This window comes from Streptomyces sp. NPDC043685 (assembly GCF_056436585.1).
On the sequence record NZ_JBWKCH010000003.1, the window covers coordinates 229,463 to 254,604 of the forward strand.

18 protein-coding genes and 1 tRNA gene are annotated in these 25,142 nt (G+C 72.8%); 15 read left to right on the forward strand and 4 right to left on the reverse strand.

The annotated features are described in order from the left end of the window. The first annotated feature begins 46 nt into the window (after positions 1-46). The 3 genes from sucC (at position 47) to AC0665_RS10260 (ending at position 3,806) form a co-directional block, all read left to right on the forward strand. Positions 47-1,177, forward strand: a complete 1,131-nt coding sequence (gene sucC, locus AC0665_RS10250; protein ID WP_478704796.1) for an ADP-forming succinate--CoA ligase subunit beta — start codon at positions 47-49, stop codon at positions 1,175-1,177. 13 nt (positions 1,178-1,190) lie between these two features. Then, positions 1,191-2,072: a succinate--CoA ligase subunit alpha gene (gene sucD / locus AC0665_RS10255; protein ID WP_478704797.1), complete on the forward strand. Its 882-nt coding sequence runs from the start codon at positions 1,191-1,193 to the stop codon at positions 2,070-2,072. 192 nt (positions 2,073-2,264) lie between these two features. After that, complete coding sequence (locus AC0665_RS10260) at positions 2,265-3,806, forward strand: aldehyde dehydrogenase family protein (RefSeq protein WP_478704798.1); 1,542 nt, start codon at positions 2,265-2,267, stop codon at positions 3,804-3,806. A 206-nt stretch (positions 3,807-4,012) separates the two neighbouring features. On the opposite strand, the gene AC0665_RS10265 is transcribed toward AC0665_RS10260, so the two are convergent. Then, positions 4,013-5,344 (reverse strand): DUF2254 domain-containing protein, encoded by a 1,332-nt coding sequence (locus AC0665_RS10265; protein WP_478609287.1) that lies wholly within the window; start codon positions 5,342-5,344, stop codon positions 4,013-4,015. A gap of 142 nt (positions 5,345-5,486) precedes the next feature. Here AC0665_RS10265 and AC0665_RS10270 point away from each other — a divergent pair. Further along, a tRNA-Leu gene (locus tag AC0665_RS10270) sits at positions 5,487-5,571 on the forward strand. 64 nt (positions 5,572-5,635) lie between these two features. Here AC0665_RS10270 and AC0665_RS10275 read toward each other — a convergent pair. After that, entirely contained in the window at positions 5,636-7,354 is a 1,719-nt protein-coding gene (locus tag AC0665_RS10275; RefSeq protein ID WP_478609285.1) for a sigma-54-dependent Fis family transcriptional regulator, read from the reverse strand. Positions 7,355-7,622: 268 nt separating this feature from the next. Between AC0665_RS10275 and AC0665_RS10280 the strand changes: the two genes are divergently transcribed. The 8 genes from AC0665_RS10280 to AC0665_RS10315 all read left to right on the forward strand — a co-directional run bounded on the left by AC0665_RS10280 (position 7,623) and on the right by AC0665_RS10315 (position 17,830). Beyond that, entirely contained in the window at positions 7,623-9,371 is a 1,749-nt protein-coding gene (locus AC0665_RS10280) for an FAD-dependent oxidoreductase (RefSeq protein WP_478609283.1), read from the forward strand. Between the two features lie 63 nt (positions 9,372-9,434). Next, positions 9,435-10,304 (forward strand): dioxygenase family protein, encoded by an 870-nt coding sequence (locus AC0665_RS10285; protein ID WP_478609280.1) that lies wholly within the window; start codon positions 9,435-9,437, stop codon positions 10,302-10,304. Continuing rightward, on the forward strand, positions 10,301-11,377 hold the full coding sequence (locus AC0665_RS10290; protein ID WP_478609278.1) for a maleylacetate reductase: 1,077 nt from the start codon (positions 10,301-10,303) through the stop codon (positions 11,375-11,377). Before AC0665_RS10285 ends, AC0665_RS10290 begins: the two co-directional genes overlap by 4 nt. A 290-nt stretch (positions 11,378-11,667) precedes the next feature. Next, entirely contained in the window at positions 11,668-13,461 is a 1,794-nt protein-coding gene (locus tag AC0665_RS10295; protein ID WP_468403752.1) for a S8 family serine peptidase, read from the forward strand. Positions 13,462-13,489: 28 nt separating this feature from the next. Further along, positions 13,490-14,569: a ComEC/Rec2 family competence protein gene (locus AC0665_RS10300; RefSeq protein ID WP_478609274.1), complete on the forward strand. Its 1,080-nt coding sequence runs from the start codon at positions 13,490-13,492 to the stop codon at positions 14,567-14,569. Continuing rightward, positions 14,566-15,846, forward strand: coding sequence for a patatin-like phospholipase family protein (locus AC0665_RS10305; RefSeq protein ID WP_478609272.1), 1,281 nt, complete (start codon positions 14,566-14,568; stop codon positions 15,844-15,846). The genes AC0665_RS10300 and AC0665_RS10305 overlap by 4 nt, the downstream gene beginning before the upstream one ends. 87 nt (positions 15,847-15,933) lie before the next feature. Next, positions 15,934-16,776, forward strand: a complete 843-nt coding sequence (locus tag AC0665_RS10310; protein ID WP_478609270.1) for an NmrA family NAD(P)-binding protein — start codon at positions 15,934-15,936, stop codon at positions 16,774-16,776. A 139-nt stretch (positions 16,777-16,915) separates the two neighbouring features. Further along, complete coding sequence (locus AC0665_RS10315) at positions 16,916-17,830, forward strand: YceI family protein (protein ID WP_478609268.1); 915 nt, start codon at positions 16,916-16,918, stop codon at positions 17,828-17,830. A gap of 33 nt (positions 17,831-17,863) precedes the next feature. On the opposite strand, the gene AC0665_RS10320 is transcribed toward AC0665_RS10315, so the two are convergent. Further along, positions 17,864-18,010 carry a DUF6083 domain-containing protein gene (locus AC0665_RS10320; RefSeq protein ID WP_478609266.1) on the reverse strand — a complete coding sequence of 49 codons (147 nt, stop codon included), beginning with the start codon at positions 18,008-18,010 and terminating at the stop codon, positions 17,864-17,866. Between the two features lie 408 nt (positions 18,011-18,418). Between AC0665_RS10320 and fusA the strand changes: the two genes are divergently transcribed. After that, positions 18,419-20,461, forward strand: coding sequence for an elongation factor G (gene fusA, locus AC0665_RS10325; protein ID WP_478704799.1), 2,043 nt, complete (start codon positions 18,419-18,421; stop codon positions 20,459-20,461). 296 nt (positions 20,462-20,757) lie between these two features. Here fusA and AC0665_RS10330 read toward each other — a convergent pair whose 3' ends face one another. Beyond that, positions 20,758-22,587: a coagulation factor 5/8 type domain-containing protein gene (locus tag AC0665_RS10330; protein WP_478609262.1), complete on the reverse strand. Its 1,830-nt coding sequence runs from the start codon at positions 22,585-22,587 to the stop codon at positions 20,758-20,760. A 241-nt stretch (positions 22,588-22,828) separates the two neighbouring features. Between AC0665_RS10330 and AC0665_RS10335 the strand changes: the two genes are divergently transcribed. Both AC0665_RS10335 and AC0665_RS10340 read left to right on the forward strand, forming a co-directional pair. Next, complete coding sequence (locus AC0665_RS10335; RefSeq protein ID WP_478704800.1) at positions 22,829-24,145, forward strand: ABC transporter substrate-binding protein; 1,317 nt, start codon at positions 22,829-22,831, stop codon at positions 24,143-24,145. A 5-nt stretch (positions 24,146-24,150) separates the two neighbouring features. Continuing rightward, positions 24,151-25,140, forward strand: a complete 990-nt coding sequence (locus AC0665_RS10340; protein WP_468403768.1) for a carbohydrate ABC transporter permease — start codon at positions 24,151-24,153, stop codon at positions 25,138-25,140. The last annotated feature ends 2 nt before the right edge of the window (positions 25,141-25,142 follow it).

Below are 25,142 nucleotides of genomic sequence, written 5' to 3' on the forward strand. Positions count from 1 at the left end.
TGGGTGGTGTCCAGGGGGCGTGCGGCACTTTCAGTCAGGAGCCGAAATGGACCTGTACGAACACCAGGCAAGGGAACTCTTCGAAGAACACGGCATCCCGGTCCCGCGGGCCGAGGTGACCGACTCGCCCAAGGAAGCGCGCGAGATCGCCCGCCGGCTCGACGGCCGAGTCGTGGTGAAAGCCCAGGTGAAGACCGGTGGGCGCGGCAAGGCGGGTGGGGTGAGGCTCGCCGCCGATCCGTCCGCCGCCGAGCTGACCGCGCGCCAGATCCTCGGCATGGACATCAAGGGCCACACCGTCGGAAAGGTCATGCTGGCCCAGCCCGTGGACATCGAGAGCGAGTTCTACGTGTCCTACGTACTCGACCGCGCGGCGGGCCGCTTCCTCGCGATCGCCTCGGCCGAGGGCGGCATGGACATCGAGGAGGTCGCCGCCACGCGGCCGGAGGCGGTCGCCCGTATCCCCGTCGACCCGGCCGAGGGCGTGACCTCGGCCAAGGCCACCGAGATCGCCAACGCGGCCGGACTGCCGCCGCAGGCCGTCGAGGTCCTCGTACGCCTCTGGGACGTCCTGGTCCGCGAGGACGCCCTGCTCGTCGAGGTGAACCCGCTCGTCCGCACCAAGGAGGGCCGGATCCTGGCCCTCGACGGCAAGGTCACTCTTGACGACAACGCCCGTTTCCGGCAGGCACGCTGGGGCGCGGACGACACCGGGCACGACGACCCGCTGGAGGCGGCCGCCGCGGCGAAGGGCCTCAACTACGTCAAGCTCGACGGCGAGGTCGGCATCATCGGCAACGGCGCCGGCCTCGTCATGTCGACCCTCGACGTGGTCGCGGGGTGCGGCGCGCGACCGGCCGACTTCCTCGACATCGGCGGCGGTGCCAGTGCCGAGGTGATGGCGGACGGACTGTCGGTCATCCTCTCCGACCCGGCCGTGAAGTCCGTCTTCGTCAACGTCTTCGGCGGGATCACCGCCTGCGACGCCGTCGCCGACGGCATCGTGCGGGCCCTGGAAGCCGTCCGGTTGACCAAGCCGCTCGTCGTGCGCCTCGACGGCAACAACGCGGCCCGGGGCCGGGCCATCCTCGACGAGCACGCGCATCCGCTGGTCCAGCAGGTCACCACCATGGACGGCGCCGCCGCCCGTGCCGCCGAACTCGCCGCCACGGCCTGAGGAGAGGAACGCCATGGCCATCTACCTCAACAAGGAGAGCAAGGTCCTCGTCCAGGGCATGACCGGCGGCGAAGGCATGAAGCACACCCGGCGGATGCTCGCGGCCGGCACGAATGTCGTCGGCGGCGTCAACCCGCGCAAGGCCGGCCGCACGGTCGACTTCGACGAGCGGGCCGTGCCCGTATTCGGCTCGGTCGCCGACGGGATGCGCGCCACCGGGGCGGACGTCACCGTGGTCTTCGTGCCGCCCGCCTTCGCCAAGGCGGCCGTCGTCGAAGCCGCCGACGCCGGCATCGGCCTCGCGGTCGTCATCACCGAGGGCATCCCCGTCCACGACTCCGTGGCTTTCACCGCCTACACCCAGGGCAAGGGCACCCGCATCGTCGGCCCCAACTGCCCGGGCCTCATCACCCCCGGCCAGTCCAACGCCGGCATCATCCCGGCCGACATCACCAAACCCGGCCGTATCGGGCTGGTCTCCAAGTCGGGCACGCTGACGTACCAGCTCATGTACGAGCTGCGCGACATCGGCTTCTCCACCTGCGTAGGCATCGGCGGCGACCCCGTTGTCGGCACCACGCACATCGACTGCCTCGCCGCCTTCCAGGACGACCCCGACACCGAACTGATCGTCCTCATCGGGGAGATCGGCGGCGACGCGGAGGAACGCGCGGCGGCGTACATCCGCGAGCACGTCACCAAGCCGGTCGTCGGCTACATCGCCGGGTTCACCGCACCCGAGGGCAAGACCATGGGACACGCGGGCGCGATCGTGTCCGGCTCGTCCGGTACGGCCGCCGCGAAGAAGGAGGCGCTGGAGGCGGTCGGGGTGAGTGTGGGCAGCACGCCTACGGAGACGGCGAAGCTGGTGCTCGCGCGACTCGACGGACGATAGCCGGGCCGGCCGCCCCAGTTTCCTGCCGGTCGCCGGGCTGGCCGCGCCGGTTCCCGGCGGCCGATCGCCGGGCCACCGCGCCGGTTTCCCGGCCGATCACGGCCCACCCGCACCGGTGTTCCCCGGCCGATCGCCGGGCCACCCACCCCGCATTCCCCGCCCCCGACCGTGCACCGAGAGCGGAGCAATCCCATGGCACCCACCCTCACCCTCAAGACCGGCACGTCCTGGCCCGACGCGTGGCGGCGGTGTATCGCCGTCGCGCCCGAGGCCTTCCGTGACGACAGGGTCCTCAACCTCTGGAGCGGCGCCTGGCAGGAGGACGGCCGGGTCCTGCCCGCCGTCAGCCCCGTCGACGGCAGCCCGATCGCCGGCCCGCCCCGCCTGGACGGAACTACCGCCCACCGGGCCGTCCGCGCGGCACTCGACCAGCACCGCGCCTGGCGGCACCTCCCCCTGGAGGAGCGCCGGGGCCGGGTCGCCGCCACCCTCGACGCCCTCGCCGAACACCGCGGCCTGCTCGCGCTGCTGCTCGTCTGGGAGATCGGCAAGCCCTGGCGGCTCGCCCAGGCGGACGTCGACCGCGCCATCGACGGGGTCCGCTGGTACGTCGACGGCATCGAACCCATGCTCGCCGGCCGCTCCCCGCTGGACGGGCCCGTCTCCAACATCGCCAGCTGGAACTACCCGATGAGCGTGCTCGTTCACGCAGTGCTGGTCCAGGCACTGGCAGGCAACGCGGTCATCGCCAAGACCCCGACCGACGGCGGTGTCGCCTGCCTGACCCTGGCCTGCGCCCTCGCCGCCCGCGAGGGAATTCCCGTCACCCTCGTCAGCGGCAGCGGAGGCGAGCTGTCCCAGGCGCTGGTGCGGGCGCCCGAGATCGGCTGCGTCTCCTTCGTCGGCGGCCGTGACACCGGTGCCGCCGTCGCCACGGCCGTCGCCGACCTCGGCAAACGACACGTCCTCGAACAGGAGGGGCTCAACACCTGGGGCATCTGGAACTACTCGGACTGGGACACCCTGACCGCGGTGATCCCCAAGCTCTTCGACTACGGCAAGCAGCGTTGTACGGCGTACCCGCGCTTCGTCGTCCAGCGGAAACTGTTCGACTCGTTCCTCGCGGCGTACCTCCCGGCGGTGCGCACGCTTCAGGTCGGGCATCCGCTCGCCGTGGAGCAGCCGGACGACCCGTTTCCGCAACTGGACTTCGGGCCGGTGATCAACGCGGCCAAGGCGAAGGAGCTGCACGACCAGGTCGCCGAGGCGATCGAACGCGGCGCCGTGCCGCTGCACCGTGCCAGGCCCGACGAGGCCCGGTTCCTGCACGGCCAGGACACCTCCGCCTACGTCCAGCCGGTCACGCTCCTCGATCCGCCCCCGTCCTCTCCGCTGCACCACGCGGAGCCGTTCGGCCCGGTCGACACGATCGTCCTGGTCGACACGGAGGCGGAGCTGCTGGCCGCGATGAACGCCTCCAACGGCGCGCTGGTCGCCACGCTGTCCACGGACGACCGGGCGACCTACGACCGTCTCGCCCCGCAGATCCGCGCCTTCAAGGTCGGTCACGGCACGCCCCGTTCCCGGGGAGACCGCGACGAGCTGTTCGGCGGGCTCGGCGCGTCCTGGCGCGGTGCGTTCGTCGGCGGTGACCTGCTGGTGCGCGCGGTGACACGGGGCCCTGAGGGGGAGCGGCTGCCGGGGAACTTCCCGGAGTACCAGTTGCTGCCTTGAGAGAAGGCGGGCGCGGCCGGCGCCGGGCCGTGCTCGTCGTGCCGACCCGGCTTACGCCGCTGTCAGGCCTGCGCCGCTGCCCGGCTTGCGGCAAGGGCCAGGCATCTTCCCCGCCCGGCTCGGTCTGACCGGCCCTCGTGAAGAGTCCGCCCGCCCCACGGCTCGCGCCGCGCGGTCCCTCAGCGGCCTTTGCCCCGACCCGCCGCTCAGCCGATGCCCTGCCGGTCCGGGCGCAGGGCGAACTCCCGGTCCGACGGGGTCGGCGCGGCCAGGTCGACGGCTTGGCGGAGCAGTTCGCGATGGCGCAGCAGCGGCTCGCGGCGGTCCGGGGGCGCGAGCAGGAGCAGATCGTCCAGACCGGCCAGCATCCGCCGGGAGACCTGCGGGCTCTCGGCGGCGCACAGCCGCACCTCGGTGCACCCGAGATCCACCAGGTCGGTCCACCCCGGCACGGGCTGCACCAGCCGTACCGCACCGGCCCGGTCCCGGTGCAGGGCGGCGTCCAGCGGCCGCCGGCTCAGCGCGGCCAGAAACTGGACGATCCGGTCCAGCGCCTGCACCGCGGTCGTCGGATCGTTGATCGCGGACGACAGGGCGCGCAACGCGATGTCGGACAACTGCCGCAGCCCGAAACCGAGATCCTGGTGGTAGGTCCGCTCCACGCCCACCGAGATCGCGTGGCGCAGCCTCCTGCGGGGCGGGACCGGCCCGCCGTGCACCGCCAGTACGGGCATCCCGGGCACCACGAAGTCCCCGATCCGCGGGATCAGCCGCAACACCACCCCGTGTTTGCGCGCCACCCGCACCAGCCGGGCGATGTGCACGTCGCGCAGCACCCCCGCCGGGCCCTCGTGCGGCACCCACGCGGTCTCGGGACCGAGACCGGCGGCGTCCGGCCCGCTCACCGGCACGGGCATCGAGGCGGCCACGCGGAACGACTCCGAGGCGATCCGCGCGATCACATGGCTGATCCGCATCAGCCGCAGGGTGGCGTTCACGTACAGCACGAAGAGCAGCAGGCTCAGCCCGACCATGCACAGGGTGAGGACCGACTGCACCAGCGGCACCGACGTGACGGCACGGGGGTCGTCGACCGTGTCGAAGCTCGTCAGGACCAGCAGGGTCAGCACGAACGTCGCCAGGAAGACCGCGAAGGTCGCCTTGGTGATCCGGCTGCGCACGAAGAGCCGCACCACGCGCGGGGTGAACTGCCCGCTCGCCATCTGCACGGCGACCAGCGAGATGCTGAAGACCACCCCGATGAAGGTCATCATCGCCGAGCCGACCGCGCTCACCACGGCCTTCGCGTCGTCCGCGAACCGCAGCAGCTCCTCGAGCGTCTCGAAGTCCCGGTCCTCCCGGAGGGCGTCGACGACGGCCGTGTCGAGCAGGTTCGCCCCCACCCAGACCACGAAGACGCCCGCCATCGCCGCGGTGGGGGCGAACCAGAACGTGTCGCGCAGATGCTCCCTGAGCGGCGACAGGGCCCGCGGGCGGCGTCCCGCCGAAGCGCTCCGCGTAACCATCCAGTCACTCATGGTGTGACCCTAGAGGCATCGGGGCGCGAGGTCCCGGACCCCCGCCAGGCGGACGGAAACGCAGGTGAAAGGCACTCCGAAAGCTTGGTATTGTTGTCCATGTCGCCGCGGGGAACACCCCTGGCAAGGCGGCGGACACCTGGTCCGGGTGGCGGAATGGCAGACGCGCTAGCTTGAGGTGCTAGTGCCCTTTATCGGGCGTGGGGGTTCAAGTCCCCCCTCGGACACAGATCAGCTCGAGCGGGTCGAGATCTTTCTCGGCCCGCCCGAGCTGTTGTGCTTCCCGGTGCCTCAGTGCCGGTACTCCCGCAGCTTGCGGTACAGCGTCGCCCGGCCGATCCCCAGCGCGCTGGCCGTGCGGGCCTTGTTGCCGCCGTGGCGGCGCAGCGCCTCCAGGATCGCGGCGCGCTCGGCGTGCTCCATCGGGCTGAGCGGGCGCGCGGCCGGCCCCTCCCGGACGGCGTCCGGCAGCTCGGCCCGGCGCACCGGACCCGTCACCCGCCGGTGCTCGGCCAGAGCCCGGACGACATGGGCCAGCTCGGTGACGTTGCCCGGCCAGGGGTACCGCTCCAGCGCCCGCAGGGCGTCCAGAGTCCAGGTCAGGGGCGGCTGCCCGGACGCCGGGCGGGGGGTGAGGGCCGGCAGCAGGTCCCGTATGTCCTCGGTCCGTTCCCGTAGGGGCGGAAGGGTCACCGAGCGGGCGGACAGCTTGTCCAGCAGGCGCTGGAGGCAGGGGCCGACGGGCGTGCCGGGCGTGTAGGTGATCAGCAGCCGGGCGTCCGGGTGCTGGTCCAGCAGGGAGTTGAGCGCGGCCACGCCGGGCTGGGTGAGGCGTTCGGCGTGGCGGAGCAGGAGGGGGTGGCCGGGCCGCCACGCGGGCAGGGTCCGGTCGAGTCCGGCGTCCTGCGCCGCGTCGGCCACCTGAGCGGTGTCCGCGCCGAGCAGCTCCCGCGCCAGCGCGGACTTGCCCGTGCCGCGCTCGCCGTTCAGCAGCAGCGGCTCCCGGGAGCGGGCCAGCTCCACGGCACGCCCGACGGCGTGCCGCCAGGGCACCGAGGAGCCGGTCAGGGCGGCCGGCGGGCAAGGCGGTGACACCGCCGGGGGCGCAGGGTCGTCGAGCGGTTCCAGGACGGCCACGATCCCGATGGCCGTGCCGTCCAGACACACCGGAGTAACGCTCGCGGTGCACCCGGCCCCCTCCGGCAGCTCCGCGCGGCCCGTGCCGTCCCTCTCCCGCGGGGCGGCCGCCGTGCGCTCCAGCGCGGCGAGCACCTCGGGCGTCAGCAATCGTTGTGCCGCGTCGCTGACCAGCCGGTTGCGGCCGTCGAGGGCCGCGACCGCCCGGTCCCGCCCGCGCGCCGCCCTCACATAGGCGTCCAGCAGCACCCGCTCGGCCCGGCCGGCCCGCGCCCGCAGCTGCGTCTCGACCGCCGTGACCGTCGCCTCGGCGAACGCCGCCTGGGGGTGCGGCGGGCCCGCGGCACACAGCCGGGACGCGACCGTCAGGGTGCCCAGCACCTGCCCGCTCTCCGGACCGAGGACCGGGACGCTGACCGCGGACACCTCCTGCCACCGGTCGAGGAAGTGCTCGGGGCCGTGCACCTCGGCCCGGCTCCGGCTGCGCAGGGCGAGGGCCGCGCTGTTGTGACCGACCTCCTGCTCCGACAGGACGGTGCACACCTCGAAGCCGGGCGCGTTTCCCGCCGTCCACAGCACGCGCAGCCGCTCGTCGGTCAGGACGAGCAGCGACCCGCCCGGCCCCAGGGCCGGGACGATCCGGTCGAGCACCGGCCGGGCGGCGGTGAGCAGTTCCGACGCGCCGGGGCGGGACGGACGGGACGGCGATACCTCCAAGTCGTGCGGCACGCCGAAGAACCGGGCTCGCCGCCACGCCGCGACGACGTCCTCCGGAACGCCCGCGGGCAGCGGGCGCCCCGAAAGGAACCGCTCGCGGGCGACACGGAGCGAGGGCCGGGCGGTGGCTGCGGGGGAGGGGTCTGTGGTGGTCACGGCACCGTCCACCGTAACGGGTTCGGTTGAACGGGAAACAACTGCGGGTGGCCGCGCCGTCCTTCGCCCGGCTCTCCGGTGTCTCGTAATGAGACACCCGTACCCGGCCGTGCACCCGCATGATCAGGCACGTCCGGCCGTAGGGCCGCCCCGGCTGCGGGGGGCCGCGGCCACCGGGCCGCCGCGTGCCCGGGCCGTCCCGCGTCCGGCCGCCCCAACCCCCGCCGCCCCACCCCCCCCGCCCCAACCCCCTTCCGCAGGAGCGCCCGTGTCCACCGTCGTCGAGACCGACGTCCTGATCGTCGGCAGCGGCCCGGCCGGTGCCACGGCCGCGCTCGCCCTGAGCACCTACGGCGTGCCCAACATCGTCGTGACCCGCCACGCGAGCCTCGCCGACACCCCGCGCGCGCACATCACCAACCAGCGCACCATGGAGGTGCTGCGCGACCTCGGCGTCGAGCGGGACGTCGTCGCGCGGGCCACCCCGCAGCACCTGATGGGCAACACGACCTTCTGCACCAGCCTGGCGGGCGAGGAGCTGGGCCGGGTGCGCTCCTGGGGCAACGACCCGCTCGTGCAGGCCGAGCACGAGCTCGCCAGCCCCACGCGCATGTGCGACATGCCGCAGCACCTCATGGAACCGGTCCTCGTCGACGCGGCCGTCGCCCGCGGCACCCGGCTCCGCTTCCAGAACGAGTACCTCTCCCACACCCAGGACGCCGACGGCGTCACCGCCACCGTCCGCGACCGGCTGCGCGGGGACACCTACGAGATCCGCGCCGCGTACCTCATCGGAGCCGACGGCGGCCGGTCGAAGGTCGCCGCGGACGCCGGGCTGCCGATGGGCGGCCGGATGGGCGTCGCCGGCAGCATCAACATCGTCTTCGAGGCGGACCTGGCCAAGTACACCGCCCACCGCCCGTCCACCCTCTACTGGGTCCTCGCCCCGGGCGCGACGGTCGGGGGCATCGGCGCGGGCCTGGTGCGCTGCGTACGCCCCTGGAACGAGTGGCTGATCGTCTGGGGCTACGACGTGAACGCCGGCGCGCCCGATCTGAGCACCGCGTACGCCGAGTCGATCGTCCGCAAGCTCATCGGTGACGACGACATCCCGGTGACCGTCACGTCGTCCTCCGCCTGGACCGTCAACGAGATGTACGCGCGGTCCTACGCCAACGGCCGGGTCTTCTGCGCCGGTGACGCCGTGCACCGTCATCCGCCGTCCAACGGCCTCGGCTCCAACACCTCCATCCAGGACGCCTACAACCTCGCCTGGAAGCTCAAGCTCGTCCTCGACGGCACCGCCCACCCCCGGCTGCTCGACAGCTACACCGCCGAACGCGCCCCGGTCGGCCGGCAGATCGTCACCCGCGCCAACCGGTCCATCCGGGAGACGGCTCCGGTCTTCGAAGCCCTCGACGGGCTCTCCCCGCAGACCCCCGAGCAGCTGTGGGCCAACATCGCCGCCCGCAAGGAGGCCACCGAGGCCGCCGAGAAACAGCGGGCGAGGCTGCGCGAGGCCATCGCCTTCAAGACCTACGAGTTCAACGCCCACGGCGTCGACCTCAACCAGCGCTACGGCGACGGGACTTCCGCGGCGATCGTCCCGGACGGCACACCCGACCCCGGCTTCCCCCGCGACCCGGAGCTGTACCACCAGCCGTCCTCCCGGCCCGGCGCCAGGATCCCGCACGCGTGGATCACCTCGGGCACCCGCACGCTCTCCACCCTCGACACGGTGGGGCGGGGCCGCTTCACCCTGCTGACCGGCATCGGGGGAGAGGCCTGGGTGCGGGCGGCCGAGGCGCAGAAGGCGGAGATCGCCACCGTCGTGATCGGACCCGGGCAGGAGTACGAGGATCCCTACGGCGACTGGGCGCGGCTGCGCGAGATCCCGGACGCGGGCGCCCTCCTGGTACGACCGGACGGTTTCGTCGCCTTCCGGCACGCCTTCGCAGGCCCGGACGCCGGAGAACTGCTCGCGGACGCGCTGCGGCGGATCCTCGGACATGCCTGAGCGCGCCATCATGGAAGCGAGGCGACAGACGGAAGAAGCGGACGTCCAGAACGAGGAGCCGGGATGACCACCGATGCGACCGGGCCCGACGTCACCGCGCAGGCTCTGGCCAGCCTGCGCGGGACAGCCGACCCGCGGCTGCGTGAACTGCTCACCGGCCTCGTCCGCCACCTGCACGACTTCGCGCGCGAGACCCGTCCGACCCGGCAGGAGTGGGAGCGGGCGATCGCCTTCCTGACCGCGACCGGCCAGACCTGCACCGAGACCCGGCAGGAGTTCATCCTGCTGTCGGACGTGCTGGGCCTGTCCATGCTGGTGGAGACGCTGAACGGCGATAACACGGCCGGGGCCACCGAGTCGACCGTGCTGGGCCCCTTCCACCTGACCGAGTCACCGGTCCGGGCGCTCGGCGACGACATCGACCTGGTGGGCGGCGGCGAGAAGTGCGTGGTCAGCGGCCGGGTGCGGTCCGCCGACGGCACCCCGCTGCCCGGCGCCGTCGTCGACGTCTGGCAGGCCGACGACAAGGGCTACTACGACGTCCAGCAGCCCGGCGTCCAGCCCGCCGGCAACGGACGCGGACTGTTCACCGCCGACACCGAGGGGCGCTTCTGGTTCCGCACCTGCGTCCCGGCCGCGTATCCCATCCCCACCGACGGCCCCGTCGGTGGGCTGCTGCGGGCCACCGGGCGGCATCCCTACCGCCCCGCGCACATCCACTTCATCGCCTCGGCCGAGGGCCACGCGCCCGTCACCACGCACATCTTCGTGGCCGGCGGCGACCACCTCGACTCCGACGCGGTGTTCGCGGTGAAGCCGAGCCTCATCCAGGACTTCGCGCAGACCGACGACCCCTCGCTGGCCCGGGAGTTCGGCGTGGCCAATCCCTTCCGGCACGCCCGCTTCGACCTCGTGCTGGAACGCACCGCATGACGTTCCAGGAGGAGTTCACCTACGAGACGCGGCCCGTGCGGGTCGTCTTCCGGCCCGGCGCGGCCGTCACCGCGACCCCGGGCGAGGCGGCGCGCCTGGGCCTGCGACGGCTGCTCGTGGTGTGCGGCGGCCGGGGCGCGGACGTGGCCCGCACCGTCGCGGACGCCCTCGGCGACAGGTGCGCGGGGCTGCACCCCGAGGCCCGGATGCACGTGCCCGTCGAGGACGCCGACCGGGCCGTCGCGGTGGTACGGGCGGCCGGGGCGGACGGCTGCGTCGCCGTCGGCGGCGGTTCCGCGATCGGGCTCGGCAAGGCGATCGCCCTGCGCACCGGACTGCCCCTGATCGCCGTGCCGTCGACGTACTCGGGCTCCGAGATGACCCCGGTCTGGGGCCTGACCGAGCACGGCGCCAAACGCACCGGCCGCGACCCTGCCGTCCAGCCCCGCAGCGTCGTCTACGACCCCCTGCTCACCCTCTCCCTGCCCGTGCCGCTCACCGTGACCAGCGGGATCAACGCGCTCGCGCACGCCGTCGAGGCGCTGTACGCCCCGGACGTCTCCCCGCTGGTGACGGTCATGGCCGAGGAGGGGGTCCGGGCGATGACCGAGGCGCTGCCACGGCTGGCCGACGACCCGGGCGACCTCGACGCGCGCAGCCGGGCCCTGTACGGGGCGTGGCTGTGCGGGGCGTGCCTCGGCGCGACCACGATGGGGCTGCACCACAAGCTGTGCCACGTCCTGGGCGGCACCTACGGCCTGCCGCACGCCGAGACCCACACCGTGGTCCTGCCCCACGCCCTGGCGTACAACGCCCCCGCCGCACCGCAGGCGTTGACGGTTCTGCGCCGCGTCCTCGGCGGCGACGACGTGCCCCGCGCCCTGTGGGACCTGGCCGGACGCCTGGGCGCACCGCGTTCCCTCGCCGAACTCGGCCTGGCACAGGCCGACGTGACACCGGCTGCGGCCCGGGCCGCGGGCGAGCCGTACGCCAACCCGCGCGAGGTGACGGCGGAGGGGGTGCGGGGCGTGCTGCTCGCGGCGTACGGGGGAGGGCCGCCCTCGACGGCATAGGCGCCGCCTTCAGCCGACCCGCCCGCACCTTCCGTGACCGCGTCCTCACGGCCCGTGCCTGATGCGACGTCAGCGTGCCGCCGGAGCCCCGCGCCCGTGGATCCCGCAACGCGAGAAGGCCAGGGATCCACGGGCCTCCTGGACGTGGTCCGGCCGGAGGCGTCGGCACGGGCGGGCGTGCGGTTGCAGCGCCCCTGACCGGGGCGGAGGATGAAGGCAGGCCCTCCGGCCGCTGTCAGCGCCTCCCACCGCCTCGCGCAGGGCCGAACCCACGCGCACCGGGAGTCCCCATGGACCGAGCCGACCTCTCATCGGTGTTCTACGGGGACGGCCCGGTCCCCGTGCTGTGGGCCACCCACTGCCCCGTGCACTTCGACGTGTGGCTGGCGTTCGCCCAGCCGCCGGCCCCGCGGGGGGAGGCCCACGGTTCCGGAGCCGTGGCCCGGACGGCAGAGCGGGGCCGGCAGGACCTGATTCTCGCGATCCGCGAGGAGTACGGCGTCGAGCAGGTGCTGGAGCGTTTCCAGAACCGCGGGCTGATGGAGAAGTGCCGTCCGATCGCCGCCGGCAGCTTCGTGGCGGCCCAGCTGACCCTGAAGGAGCTCGTCGCCGACGTCCTGCCCCTGACCAGTCTGGCCGGTGCGGTGCGTGTCGCCCACGAACTCGCTCGGTTCGGCGGGGCCGAAGGCGTCGAAGCAGCTCTCGCCGGACACGTCAGGACCCCGGCCACCAGCGAGATCCACGACAGCATGGAGCGTCGGCAGGAGCGCGGCCGCCACGTCACCTGGCTGTTGAGGCTCCTGCACCGCATCGTGCGGCACGCGAGGCCCGACCTGGGCGGGGGTGAAACGCGGGAACAGGCGGTGACCGCGGTGCTCGTCGAGATGCTGGACGCCGTCCTCGTGGACACCGGCCCCGCACGCCGGCCGCACGCGCCCGCAGGGCGGGTGGCCGACCGCAGACAGAAGTATCCGGTGGTCTCCGTGACGACGAACAGGCCCGCGACCGGAGCGGTCGTACGGTCCCGCCGGACCATCAAGGCCGACGCGGCGGAGCAGGTCTTCTCGGTCGACACCGCCTCCATCGGCTGGGCCGTCGTCGACAGCGGCATCGATCCACGGCACCCGGCCTTCCACGACTGGGACACCACCGGCCCGGCGCCGCAGCGACTGGAGACGCGTATCGCCCGTTCCTTCGACTTCACCGGCGTACGGGAGAAACTCTCCGCCGACGTGCTCGTGGGCGGCCTCGTCAACTGGGCGGCCGCCCTGCCGACCGTCGAGACCACCCCGTCCCGGGAGCAGCCCGCACGGCCGCCGCCCGGCGACCAGCACGGCACCCACATCGCCGGCATCATCGGCGGCTGGTGGCCGGAGCTGGACTTCCGCGGCATCTGCCCGCGCATCCGGCTCTACGACTTCCGAGTCCTCGACGACGAGGGAGGGGGCGACGAGTTCTCCATCGTCACCGCACTGCAGGCGATCCGTCACATCAACGAGCAGGCGGGGCGGTTCATCGTCGCCGGGGTCAACATCAGCCTGTCGGTCCCGCACGACGTCGCCAGTCACGCCACCGGGTGGACACCCGTGTGCGTCGAGTGCGACCGCCTGACACGGTCGGGCGTCGTCGTCGTCACCGCTGCGGGCAACGCGGGGTTCACCGGCACCGCGCGGACCGTGGGCGCCGACTACCGGGCCATCAGCATCTCCGACCCCGGGAACGCGGAGTCCGTCATCACCGTCGGCTCCACCCACCGCAGCAACCCGCACCGCCACGGCGTCAGCTACTTCTCCGGCCGGGGGCCCACCGGCGACGGGCGGCCCAAGCCCGACCTGGTGGCACCGGGGGAGGACATCGACGGCCCCATCCCCGGCGAGGGAATCGCCGCCATGCACGGCACCAGCCAGGCGGCGGCCCATGTCAGCGGGGCCGCGGCCATGCTGCTGGCCCGCAACCGCGAGTTGCTCGGCCGCCCGGAACGGGTGAAGGAGATCCTGTGCGCCACGGCGACGGACCTGGCTCGTGAACGCCACTTCCAGGGCCACGGCCTCGTCGACGTGCTGCGTGCCATCCAGTCCGTCTGACGGAACGGTCCACCAGCCAGGAGCCGACATGCTCACCTTCGATTTCCTCGACGCGCGCCACGGCGACTGCTTCCTCGTCCACTGGGGCACACCCCATGAGCGGGTCATGCTCGTCGACGGCGGACCCGGCGACGTCTACCGGGCCACACTCCGCGGCCGGCTGCGGGAGCTCGGCGGACCGGACGGCGGTGACCGTCCGCACCTCGACGTCGTGTGCCTGTCCCACGTCGACGACGACCACGCCGGCGGGCTCGTCCGGCTCTTCCGCGACATGAGGCAGGCCCAGCAGGACGGGGATGCCCTGCCGTACGCGGTGGACGCCCTGTGGTTCAACTCCGTGGAGGAACTCGTCGACCGGCGCGCCCCCGGGCTGAGCGCCTCCGTCCGGCCGCTCCTCGAACGCGCCGCCGACGACGCGGCGGTCGGGGCGAGCTACAACCAGGGCCGCGACATCCGCAACGCGGCGACCGCGCTGAGCCTGGACGGCAACGCCCCGTTCGGCGGACCGCTCACCGAAGGCGCCGAGGCCGTCCTGGACGACCTGGACGTCACGGTCGTCGCACCGGACCAGGAGGCGTTGGCGGAGCTGGAGGAGCGGTGGCGCACGGCGAAACAGCGCGGCGACCCCGACGTCATCACCGCGGGCTACACCGACGGGTCGGTGCCGAACCTCTCCAGCATCGTCCTGCTGCTGCGCCACGAGGGCCGCACCGCCCTGCTCACCGGTGACGCCCGTGGCGACCGCGTCCTGAGCGGGCTGCGCGAACTGGGCCTGCTCGACGACTCGGAACCCCTCCACGTCGACCTGCTCAAACTGCCGCACCACGGCAGCGACCGCAACGTGGAGGCGGACTTCTTCGAGCAGGTGCGGGCCGACCACTACGTGATATCCGCCGATGGCGTCCGCCACCACCACCCCGGCGAGGCCACCCTGCGCTGGCTCGTCGAGTCCCGGGCACCGGACGACGAGTACGTCGTCCACCTGACCAACCACATCCCGTTCGCCGAGGAGGAACTGACGCGACTGGGCGAGGGCCGCGCCTTCGGCGTCGACGTCCGGGCGCCCGCCGACCAAGCGCTCCTCATCACGATCGGAGACCGGCCATGACCACCTCCCGGCAGGCCCCCGCCGCTCCCGCGCCCCCGGCCGGCGCCGCACCGGACGCCGGGCCGCAGTGGGCCGTGGACTCGCCTGCCACCGGCACCGGCCTCACGGCGCGTCCCTGCGGTGACGCCCTCCGCCCGGCCGAACCACCGGCCACCGCGCACCCGGTCGCGCTCGCCCTGTCCGGCGGCGGGTTCCGCGCCACCCTCGCCGCCCTGGGCTTCGTGCGGCTGCTGGCCGACACCGGGCTGCTCTCCCGGCTGCGGTACTCCTCGTCCGTGTCCGGCGGTTCGATCGCCAACGGCTGCCTGGCCACCGCCTGGCCCGCGCTGCGGCGGGAGGACTTCACCACCGGCGCCGTCGACGAGCTGGTCATCGCGCCGGTCGTCGACCGCGTCTCCTCCCGCTCCCTCAAGCGCGCCCTCGTCCGCGGCCTGTGGCGAACCCTCGGCCCCTCGACGCGGACGGACCTCCTGGCCGGGCGTCTGGACGAGTGGTTCCTGCGGGGGACCGAACTGGAGCGCCTGGACCCGGAGGTGCGCTGGATCGTCAACGCCGCCAACCTCACCACCGGTGCCCGCTTCACCTTCGAGCGCGACGTGTACGGCGACTACACCATCGGCCTGGCCCCCACAGCCGGCACGCGGCTGCGGCTGAGCCGGGCCGTGTCGGCCTCCGCCGCGGTCCCCGGCGCGTTCCCGCCCGTCGTTCTCGACCGGGCCCCCTTCCCGTGCGCCGCCCAGCCACCCGCCCTGCTCGACGGCGGTACGTACGACAACACCGGCCTGGAGGCCATCGACTCGGACCGCTACCGGCACACCTTCCTGTGCGTACTCAACGCCGGAGGGCTGCTGCGCCCCGGCGTGTACGGGCGCGTGCCGGTGGTCCGGGACCTGGCCCGGGCGAACTCGCTGCTGTACCGGCAGAGCACCACGCTGCGGACCCGTGCCGTCGTCGAACGCTTCGAGCAGGCGAGGGCCTCGGGCCCGGACGGCGCACTTCCGCGCGGTGCCCGACGCGGCATCCTCGTCCAGCTCTCCACCGACTTCCCGGCGAACGGCCCGGACGCCCTGCGCCGCTGGCGCGCCGCCTTCCCCGAGAATCCGGCCTTCGACGGCCGCCATCTCGCCCTCGTCCCGACCGTGTTCGACCGCCTCGACCCCGGCCTCTGCCGGGCCCTGGTCCACCGCGGCTGGTGGCTGGGCGGCGCGGCTCTGGCGGCGTACCACCCCGAGCTGCTTCCGGGCGACCTGACGGCGCTGCGCCCGCCGCGACGCTGACCTTCCAGACGACGACCCCAAGCGTGGATCCGGCCCGCCCGGTTTCCGCGGACAGAAGGTGACCGCAAGCCTTCCTAGGGTCGTGACATGACTCAGACCCGGAGAATCCTCGTCACCGGAGCCACCGGAACCGTCGGCCGTCAGGTCGTCGCCGAACTGCTCACCCGGGGGCACCAGGTGCGTGCCCTGACACGCGACGCCGCCAAGGCCGTCTTCCCGGCCGGGGTCGAGGTCGTCGAGGGCGACCTGACCGAGCCGGACGGCCTGGCCCCGGCCCTGGAGGGCGTCACCGGCCTCCACCTGATCACCTTCGGCGGCGCCGCCTTCAGCCCGCTGGAGACCGGCCCCCGGATCCTGGAACTCGCCCGTGAGGCCGGGGTCCGCCGGGTCACCGTGCTGCACGGCGGCGGCCCCACCCCGCTGGAGGACGCGGTGCGCGCCGACGACGGTGTGGACTGGACCGTGCTCATGCCGGTCGAGTTCATGGCCAACGCGCTGGAGTGGGCGGACGGCATCGTGACCTCCGGGGAGGTGCGGGAGCCGTTCGTGGACCGGCTGAGTGCCATGGTCCACGAGGCGGACATCGGCGCCGTCGCGGCCGTCGCCCTCACGCAGGAGGGGCACGGCGGCCGGGAGTACGTCATCACGGGCCCCGAGGTGCTCACCGTCGCCGACAAGGTGAAGACCGTCGCCACCGCCGCCGGCCGCGAGATCGCACTGGTGGAACTGACCGAGGAGCAGGCCGTCGAGCGGTGGCGGGCGGCGGGCCTCCCGGAGGACGTCATCGGCTTCCTGCTCATGGCGTACGGGGACACCCCCGAGGTGGGCCGGACGGTCTCCGGCACCGTCGAGAAGGCCACCGGACGCCCGGCGCGCACGTTCGCCCAGTGGGCGGCCGAACACGTGGACGCCTTCACCGGGAAGTCCTGACTGTCTCGTATTGAGACACCCGGACCGGCCACCGGTCCGTCAAGATCGACAAGGGGGTGTGACCGCAGCAAGGTGCGGCCGTCGGCATGCGCTGAGTTCGCTGCCCGCGCGGCCGCACACCCGAAGAAAGGTGACCACCATGGCCCTCGCACTGCTCCGGCGCCGGTGGCTCAAGAACACCCCCGCCGCGGCGGCGGGCCTAGCCCTCCCCCTCCCCTCCGGCGCGGGCGCCGTCGCCCGCGAGGTCGTCGACCCGATGGGCTCACCCCTGGCGGCCGCGGACGTCACCGTCACCGCCCTGGACACGCACCGCGTCGCCGCCCGCGGCACGACCGACCCCTACGGCTACTTCCTCGCGGCGCTGCCGCCCGGCCGGTACAGCCTGCTCATCTCGGCGGAGGGCCTGCGGCCGCACCGCGAGACCATCGAGACGGGCCCGGGCGCCCCGGCGGCCACCGAACGCGTCTGGCTCCAGCCCGCCGAGGCGCTCCAGCTGCCGACGGCCGGGACCTGGCTCTTCGACCCGCCGCACACCGCGATCCGGTTCATCGCCAAGCACGTCGGCATGGCCCATGTGCACGGCCGCTTCGAACGTTTCGAGGGCGGCATCCGGATCGCCCCGGACATGACCGACTCCCGCGTGCACGTCCGCATCGACGCCTCCAGCATCACCACCGGCAACACCACGCGCGACAACCATCTGCGGTCCGCCGACTTCCTCGACGTCGAGCGCTTCCCGCACATCGACTTCACGAGCTCACGCTTCGCCTACCGGGGCGGAAGCAAGTGGACCCTGCAGGGCTCCCTCACGATGCACGGCGTCAGCCGCTCGGTGGCCCTGGACACGACGTACCTGGGCACGGTGAACGGCGGCTACGGACAGGAACTGCGCTGCGCGGCCCTGGCGACGGCGGAACTCCACCGGGAGGACTACACGCTGAACTGGCGCTCGATGCTGGCCCGGGGCATCGCGGTGGTGGGCCCGACGGTCCAACTGGAACTCGACGTCCAGGCGATGTACCGCACCCACGACACGCCGACCCCGCCGGAGTAGTCCCCCGGCCTGGGCCTTGCGGAAAGGCCCAGGTCACGCGTTCCCCTCCCACAGGGCCGTGAGCCAAGGCCACAGGCCCGGCAGCGGCTGCTTCGGGCACGTCAGCCGGTGCTCGATCCGGCATCGCTGAGATCTGTCCGGCGGGCACACGCCGTACGCCGTGTCCCGGCCGGCCGACACGGGCGGTGGAGCGGCGGACCGCCGCGGTACCGGCGTGACGCGACCGGGCCACCGACGCCCCGCCCCCGCGGCGACACGCTCGATAAATCCGTGGCCCCCGCCCCTCCGCTCTCCCTACACTCACGCCCATACCCGCGCCGCCCACGATCAGGGCGGTGCACCGAGGGGACGAACGAAGGGAGACCGTCATGCGTGACCACACCGCTGTCGTCGTCTCCCTGCCGCGCTACGAGGTGATCCTCGTGTCTCTCGTCGCCCCGGTGCCCGCTGCGCGGCGGTACCGGCTGTCCGGGACGGACGCCTGATTCATCCACGGCCCTGACGTGACGTCAGGGCCGAAGGCTGTCCGCACGTCTCGTCCCACGCATCGCGCTGCCCCTTCCTGATCGCACCGAAAGGCCCTGGGCCGTGCGCACCCATGTCAATCCGCTCGCCGTCGTCCGCAACCTCGGCATCCTCGCCCACGTCGACGCCGGCAAGACCACCGTCACCGAACGGATCCTGTTCGCCACCGGAACCACCCACAAGCGCGGCGAGGTCCACGACGGCACGACCGTCACCGACTTCGACCCGCAGGAGCGCGACCGCGGCATCACCATCTTCGCCGCGGCGGTCAGCTGCGCCTGGGACGGGCACCGGATCAACCTCATCGACACCCCCGGGCACGTCGACTTCGCCGACGAGGTGGAGCGGGCCCTGCGCGTGCTCGACGGTGCCGTGGCCGTGTTCGACGCGGTGGCCGGGGTGGAGCCGCAGAGCGAGTCGGTGTGGCGGCAGGCCGACCGGCACGGCGTGCCGAGGATCGCGTTCGTCAACAAGATGGACCGCGCCGGTGCCGACCTCGACGCGGCCGTGGCGTCGATCCGGCATCGACTGCACCCGGCGCCGCTGGTCGTGCAGATGCCGATCGGTACGGAGGACACCTTCACCGGCGTCGTCGACCTGGTGCGCATGCGCGCACTGCGGTGGGCGGACGGTGGCGACCTGGAGGACACGGCCGTACCGGACGGGCTGCGGGACGAGGCCGTCGCGCGCCGCCGGGCGCTGGAGGAGGCTGTGGCTGAGCTGCACCCGGGCGCGCTGGAGGAGTTCTGCGACACGGGCACGCTGTCCGAGGGGACGTTCTCCTCGGCGCTGCGCGACCTGACCCGGGACGGTGACGGCGTGGTCGTGCTGTGCGGCTCGGCGTACCGCAACCGCGGTGTCGAGCCACTGCTCGACGCGGTCGTGGCCTACCTGCCGTCGCCCCTGGACGTGCCGCCGGTGCGCGGCACGCACCAGGGCGAGGAACAGGAACGGCCCGCCGACCCGGACGCACCGGCATCCGCCCTCGCGTTCAAGGTGCACGCCACCTCCACGGGACGGCTGACCTACCTGCGGATCTACTCGGGCACCATCGAGAAGGGAGACACCCTGTGGGACGCGAGCGCGCGGCGCACCGAACGGGTCGGGCGCATCCTGCGCGTCCAGGCCGACCGGCACGCCCCGCTGGACCGGGCCGTCGCCGGGGACATCGTGGCCGTCGTCGGGCTGAAGTCGGCCCGCGCCGGTTCGACCCTGTGCGCACCGGGTGCGCCGCTCGCCCTGGAGCCGCCCGGTGTGCCCGAGCCGGTGGTGTCGGTCGCGGTGGAGTCCCGCCGTGCCGTTGACACCGACCGGCTGGCGTCGGGGCTGGCGCGGCTGACCGAGGAGGACCCCTCGCTGGTCGTGCGGACCGACCCGGAGACCGGGCAGACCGTGCTGTCCGGCATGGGGGAGCTGCATCTGGAGGTGGCGGTGGAGAAGCTCCGGCGCGAGCTGGGGCTGGAGGTCAACGTCGGCCGCCCCCGCGTCAGTTACCGCGAGACCGTCGGGCGGGGCGTGTCCGGTCTGGTGTTCCGGCATGTCAAGCAGGACGGCGGGGCGGGGCAGTTCGCCCATGTCGTCCTCGACGTGGAGCCGTACGAGGAGGGAGGTTTCGAGTTCCGCTCGGTCGTGGTCGGCGGACGCGTGCCGCAGGAGTACGTCCGGGCGGTCGAGTCGGGTTGCCGGGACGCCCTCACCGAGGGGCCGCTCGGCGGGCACCCGGTGACCGGGCTGCGGGTCACCCTGACCGACGGGGCGACCCATGTGAAGGACTCCTCGGACACGGCGTTCCGCACGGCCGGCCGACTCGGTCTCCGCGAGGCCCTGCGCGCCTGCGCGATGGTTCTGCTGGAGCCGGTGGTCGAGGTCACGGTCACCGTGCCCGAGGACGCGGTCGGCGGTGTGCTGGGCGATCTCGCCGCCCGGCGCGGCCGGGTGACCGGCTCGGTCACCCGCGCGGGCGCGGCGGTCGTCACCGCCACGGTCCCGCTGGCCGAACTGTTCGGCTACGCGACCCGGTTGCGCAGCCGAACCCAGGGCCGGGGCACCTTCACGGCCCGTCCCACCGGTTACGCACCGGCGCCGGTCGCGGCACCGACGCGGTAGTGCCGGCACCGGTCCCTCCCCGCTATGCCCGAGGGGAGGGACCGGGCCGGTCACTGCCGCCGCTCCGGCCGCCGGTTCCGGTGGCCGGAGCGGCATCCATGGCCCGGTCATGGCTGCCCCCAACTCCGCGCCTGGGGTGGGGGTGACGCCGGTCTGCCGGTGCACGGCATCGGCTCGTCCCCGCCCGACGGGAGGGGCATCAGCCCCTGCCTGGCCCGACCGTCACGAGGGACCGGGCCCGTCGCCGGGGAGGGGACGCCCTCACGGCCCCGGCCACCGGCTCCGTGCCCGCGCCGCTACGGGTACGACACCACCGTCGACGGCACCGTGGACGTCCCCGACGTCGGCGCCCCCGTGTCGTTGATGACCCGCTCGTACTGCCCGTTGCCGCCGAGTGAGACCACGAGCAGGTCGTGGAAGCGCACCCCCGGCCGGTCGGGCGCCGAGAAGCCGTGGTGCTGCACGATGGTCGGGTCGACGTTGTAGTAGCAGTAGCTGCCCAGGCCCCAGCCCTCGTGGGCCGTGACGCCGTCCCCGACCCGGTAGGCCGCGTACCCCTTGACCGAACCGTTCTGGATCGCGGCCTGGTTCGGGGCGTCGTACGCCTTCTCGTTCTGGTAGAAGATCGTGCGGCCGCGCTCGCCGAACCACTGCACGTCGTACTTGTTGAAGTGCTCCACGAACAGCCCGGTCGCCAGCACGTCGTGGCCGTTGACGACCACGCCGTAGTCCGCGCGGTTGGTCTCCCAGCCGACGCCGTCGCCGTGGTCGGCGCGCCAGACCCAGGTGTGGTCGACGATGGTGTGACGGCTGTTGACGACCATGCTGGTGGTGGCCTTGCCGGGGCCCGCGCCGCCGATGCGGACGAACACGTCCTGGACGGTGGTGGGGTTGGCGGAGTGGTCCCGGGAGGCGCCGCGCGGGCCGATCTCCAGCAGGGTGGCGGAGTTGGCCGGCCCGGCGTCGACGAGGAACCCGGCCAGACGGACGCCGTCGACGTCGGCGACCTTCAGCGCGGTGACGCCGTTGTCGGGAATGAGGGTGGCGTAGCCGAGGCCGAGCACGACGGTGCCGGCGCGGTCGACCCGCACCGGTTGGTCGAGGTGGTAGATGCCGGGGGTGAGCAGCAGGTGGAGCCCCTGGGCCAGGGCCTGGTTGAGCGTGGCCGCGGAGACCCCCGGCTTGGCGACGTAGAAGCGCGACAGCGGCAGCGACGTGCCCCGCGGGGTGCCGTTGCTCCAGGTGACGCCCCGGGCGTCGGTCCGCTTCTCGGGCAAGAAGACGCGGTACTCCCCGCCGCTGAGGTGGAGGAAGGGCTTCTCACGGGAGACCGGAGTCGTGGCCAGCGTGGTGTACGGCGGGTTCGGGAAGCCCTGCGCGGGGGCGCCCTCGACGCCGGAGAACACCATGTTCCACACGCCGTTGAGCCAGCCGCCGATCGCGCTGTCCCGGGTGTACCACTGCTGCTGCGAGTAGGGCTGCACCTGGCCGTCGATCCGGCTGTCGGCGATGTAACCTCCGCTGGACCAGCCGTAACCGCTCGGGGCGAGGTTCAGGTTGCCGCGGACGTGCATCCGGCGGAACGGGGCCGCCTGTGAGACCGCCCAGCGGTTGGTGCCGTTGACGGGGACGACCGCGAGGTTCTCCGCCGAACGCCAGAAGTTCTGCGTGGCGTTGCCGCCGAACCAGCCCGCGTCAACGGTGATGTCGCCGTTGATGGTGGTGTCGTCGGGGGAGAGGCCGAGGCCGGAGATCGAGGTGTAGAAGCCGATCTGCGCGTTGAGACCGTGGTAGGTGCCGGGCTTGAACAGCAGTTGGTAGCGGCCGGTGCCGAACTGGGCCGATTCCTGCTGCCGGAAGATCTCGTCGAGTCTGCCCTGGATGTTGGGCGTGGACGGGTCGAAGACCACCACGTTCGGGCCGAGGTCGCCACCGCCGGGCAGGGCGCGGGGCCTCTTGCGCACGGGCCGCGTGCCGCCGGGCGTGGTGGCCGGGTTGGGGGCGGCCGAGGCCGTGCCGGGCAGCGCCGCGAGCGCGGAGGCCGTGGCGGCGGCGGTTGCGGCGGCACCGAGCACGGCCCGGCGGCCGGGCCCGGGCAGGCGGGATGACGGGGAGTCAGCAGGCATGGGGCGGCTCTCCTGGTTCAGGAAGTGAACGGAGTGGGGTGCGGGGAGCGCTCTCTCGCCGCTGAATGGTTCATCCGTGGAACAGATGCGTCAAGGGGTCCGGCGAGAGTTCCAAGAGTGTGTCCAAACCCTTGACGGGACTGCCTTCCGGGGATTAACTCACGTCCTAAATTAAGCCATGACGGCTCCCTCGCGACGGGGGAGGCGTACTCCCGTACTCCCGGAAGGGCCAGGAGCAGCCATGCGCAGCATCCGAGCCGCGGCGGCAGGCGCCGTCACACTGTCACTCGCCCTCGCGGCCACGGCCTGCGGAGGCGGCTCCGCGACCGGCGGCGGATCGAACGACTCGCCCAGGACACTCACCTACTGGGCGTCCAACCAGGGCGCCGGCATCGAGGTCGACAAGAAGGTCCTCCAGCCCGAACTCGACAAGTTCGAGCAGCAGACCGGCATCAAGGTGAAGCTGGAGGTCGTCCCCTGGTCGGACCTGCTGAACCGGATCCTCACCGCCACCACCTCCGGCCAGGGCCCGGACGTGCTCAACATAGGCAACACCTGGAGCGCCTCGCTCCAGGCCACCGGTGCGCTGCTGCCCTGGGACGCCGAGAACTTCGACAAGATCGGCGGCAGGGACCGGTTCGTCGACTCGGCGCTCGGCTCCACGGGCGCCGAGGGCGAGGACCCGGCGGCGGTGCCGCTGTACTCGATGGCCTACGCGCTCTACTACAACAAGAAGATGTTCGCCGACGCGGGCATCTCGAAGCCGCCGGCCACCTGGGACGAGCTCGTCGCCGACGGCAAGAAGCTGTCCAGGGACGGCAAGTGGGCCCTGGGCATGGAGGGCTCGAACCCGTCGGAGAACATCCACCACGCCTTCGTCTTCGCCAAGCAGCACGGCGCCGACTTCTTCACCGCCGACGGCAAGGCCGACTTCACGAGCGACGGGACCGTCGCCGCGGTCAAGCAGTACGTCGACCTGATGGCCAAGGACAAGGTCATCGCGCCGGGCAACGCCGAATACGCGCAGAACCAGTCCGTCAGCGACTTCGCCAAGGGCAGGACGGCGATGCTGCTGTGGCAGTCCGCCTCCGCCAACCTCGAGTCGCAGGGCATGAGCAAGGACGACTACGGCATCGCCCCCGTGCCCGTGCGGTCCGGCACCCCCGGCACCGGCAAGCAGGTCAACTCGATGGTCGCGGGCATCAACCTCGCCGTCTTCAAGAACACCGACAACACCGACGGCGCCACGAAGTTCGTGAAGTTCATGACGAGCGACACCGAGCAGAAGATCCTCAACAAGGCCTACAGCACGATCCCGCCGGTCAAGTCGGCCCAGACGGACGCCGCCTTCGCCACCCCGGCCAACACCGTCCTCAAGGACACCCTCGCGAAGAGCGCCGTGGCACTGCCGCAGGTCGCCGACGAGTCCCAGTTCGAGACGGCGGTCGGCACGGCCGTCAAGAGCCTGTTCGCCGACGCGGCCGCCGGGCGCCCGGTCACCACGGCTTCGGTCAAGGCGGCCCTGGAGAAGGCCCAGCAGCAGATGCCGGCGGCCTGACCGACATGACGACCACTGCCCAGGCCGAGAGGCCGGCGGTCCGCAAGAGCCCGCCCGGCACGGCGCGCGGCCCCCGCCGCCCCACCGGGCGGATCCGCCGCGCGGGCCTGCCCTACCTGCTGCTCCTGCCCGCCCTGCTCCTCGAACTCCTCGTCCACCTGGTGCCGATGGTGATCGGCATCGTCATGAGCTTCAAGGAGCTCACGCAGTTCTACATCCGCGACTGGGGCGCCGCCCCCTGGTCCGCCCTCGACAACTACAAGGTCTCGGTGGACTTCGACGCCCCGGTCGGGGAGGCGCTGCTCCACTCGTTCCTCGTCACCGTGGCCTTCACCCTGCTGTCGGTCGGCCTGTGCTGGCTGATCGGCACGGCCGCGGCGGTGTTCATGCAGGACACCTTCCGGGGCCGGGGCCTGCTGAGGGCGCTGTTCCTCGTCCCGTACGCGCTGCCGGTCTACGCGGCCGTCATCACCTGGGTGTTCATGTTCCAGCACGACAACGGCCTGGTGAACCACGTGCTGCACGACCAGCTGGGCCTGACCGACAAGCGGTCCTTCTGGCTGATCGGCGACAACAGCTTCATCGCCCTGCTGACGGTGTCGGTGTGGAAGGGCTGGCCCTTCGCCTTCCTCATCGTCATGGCGGGCCTGCAGAACATCCCGCGCGAGCTGTACGAGGCCGCCGCCCTGGACGGCGCCGGTGTGTGGCAGCAGATCCGCCGCATCACCCTGCCGTCGCTGCGCCCGGTCAACCAGGTCCTGGTCCTCGTCCTGTTCCTGTGGACGTTCAACGACTTCAACACGCCGTTCGTGCTGTTCGGCAGGACCGCGCCGGAGGCCGCCGACCTCATCTCGGTGCACATCTACCAGGCGTCGTTCGTCACCTGGAACTTCGGCACCGGTTCCGCGATGTCCGTCCTGCTGCTGCTGTTCCTGCTGCTGGTCACGGGCGCGTACCTCGCCCTCACCTCGCGCGGACGGAGGACCGCCCCATGACC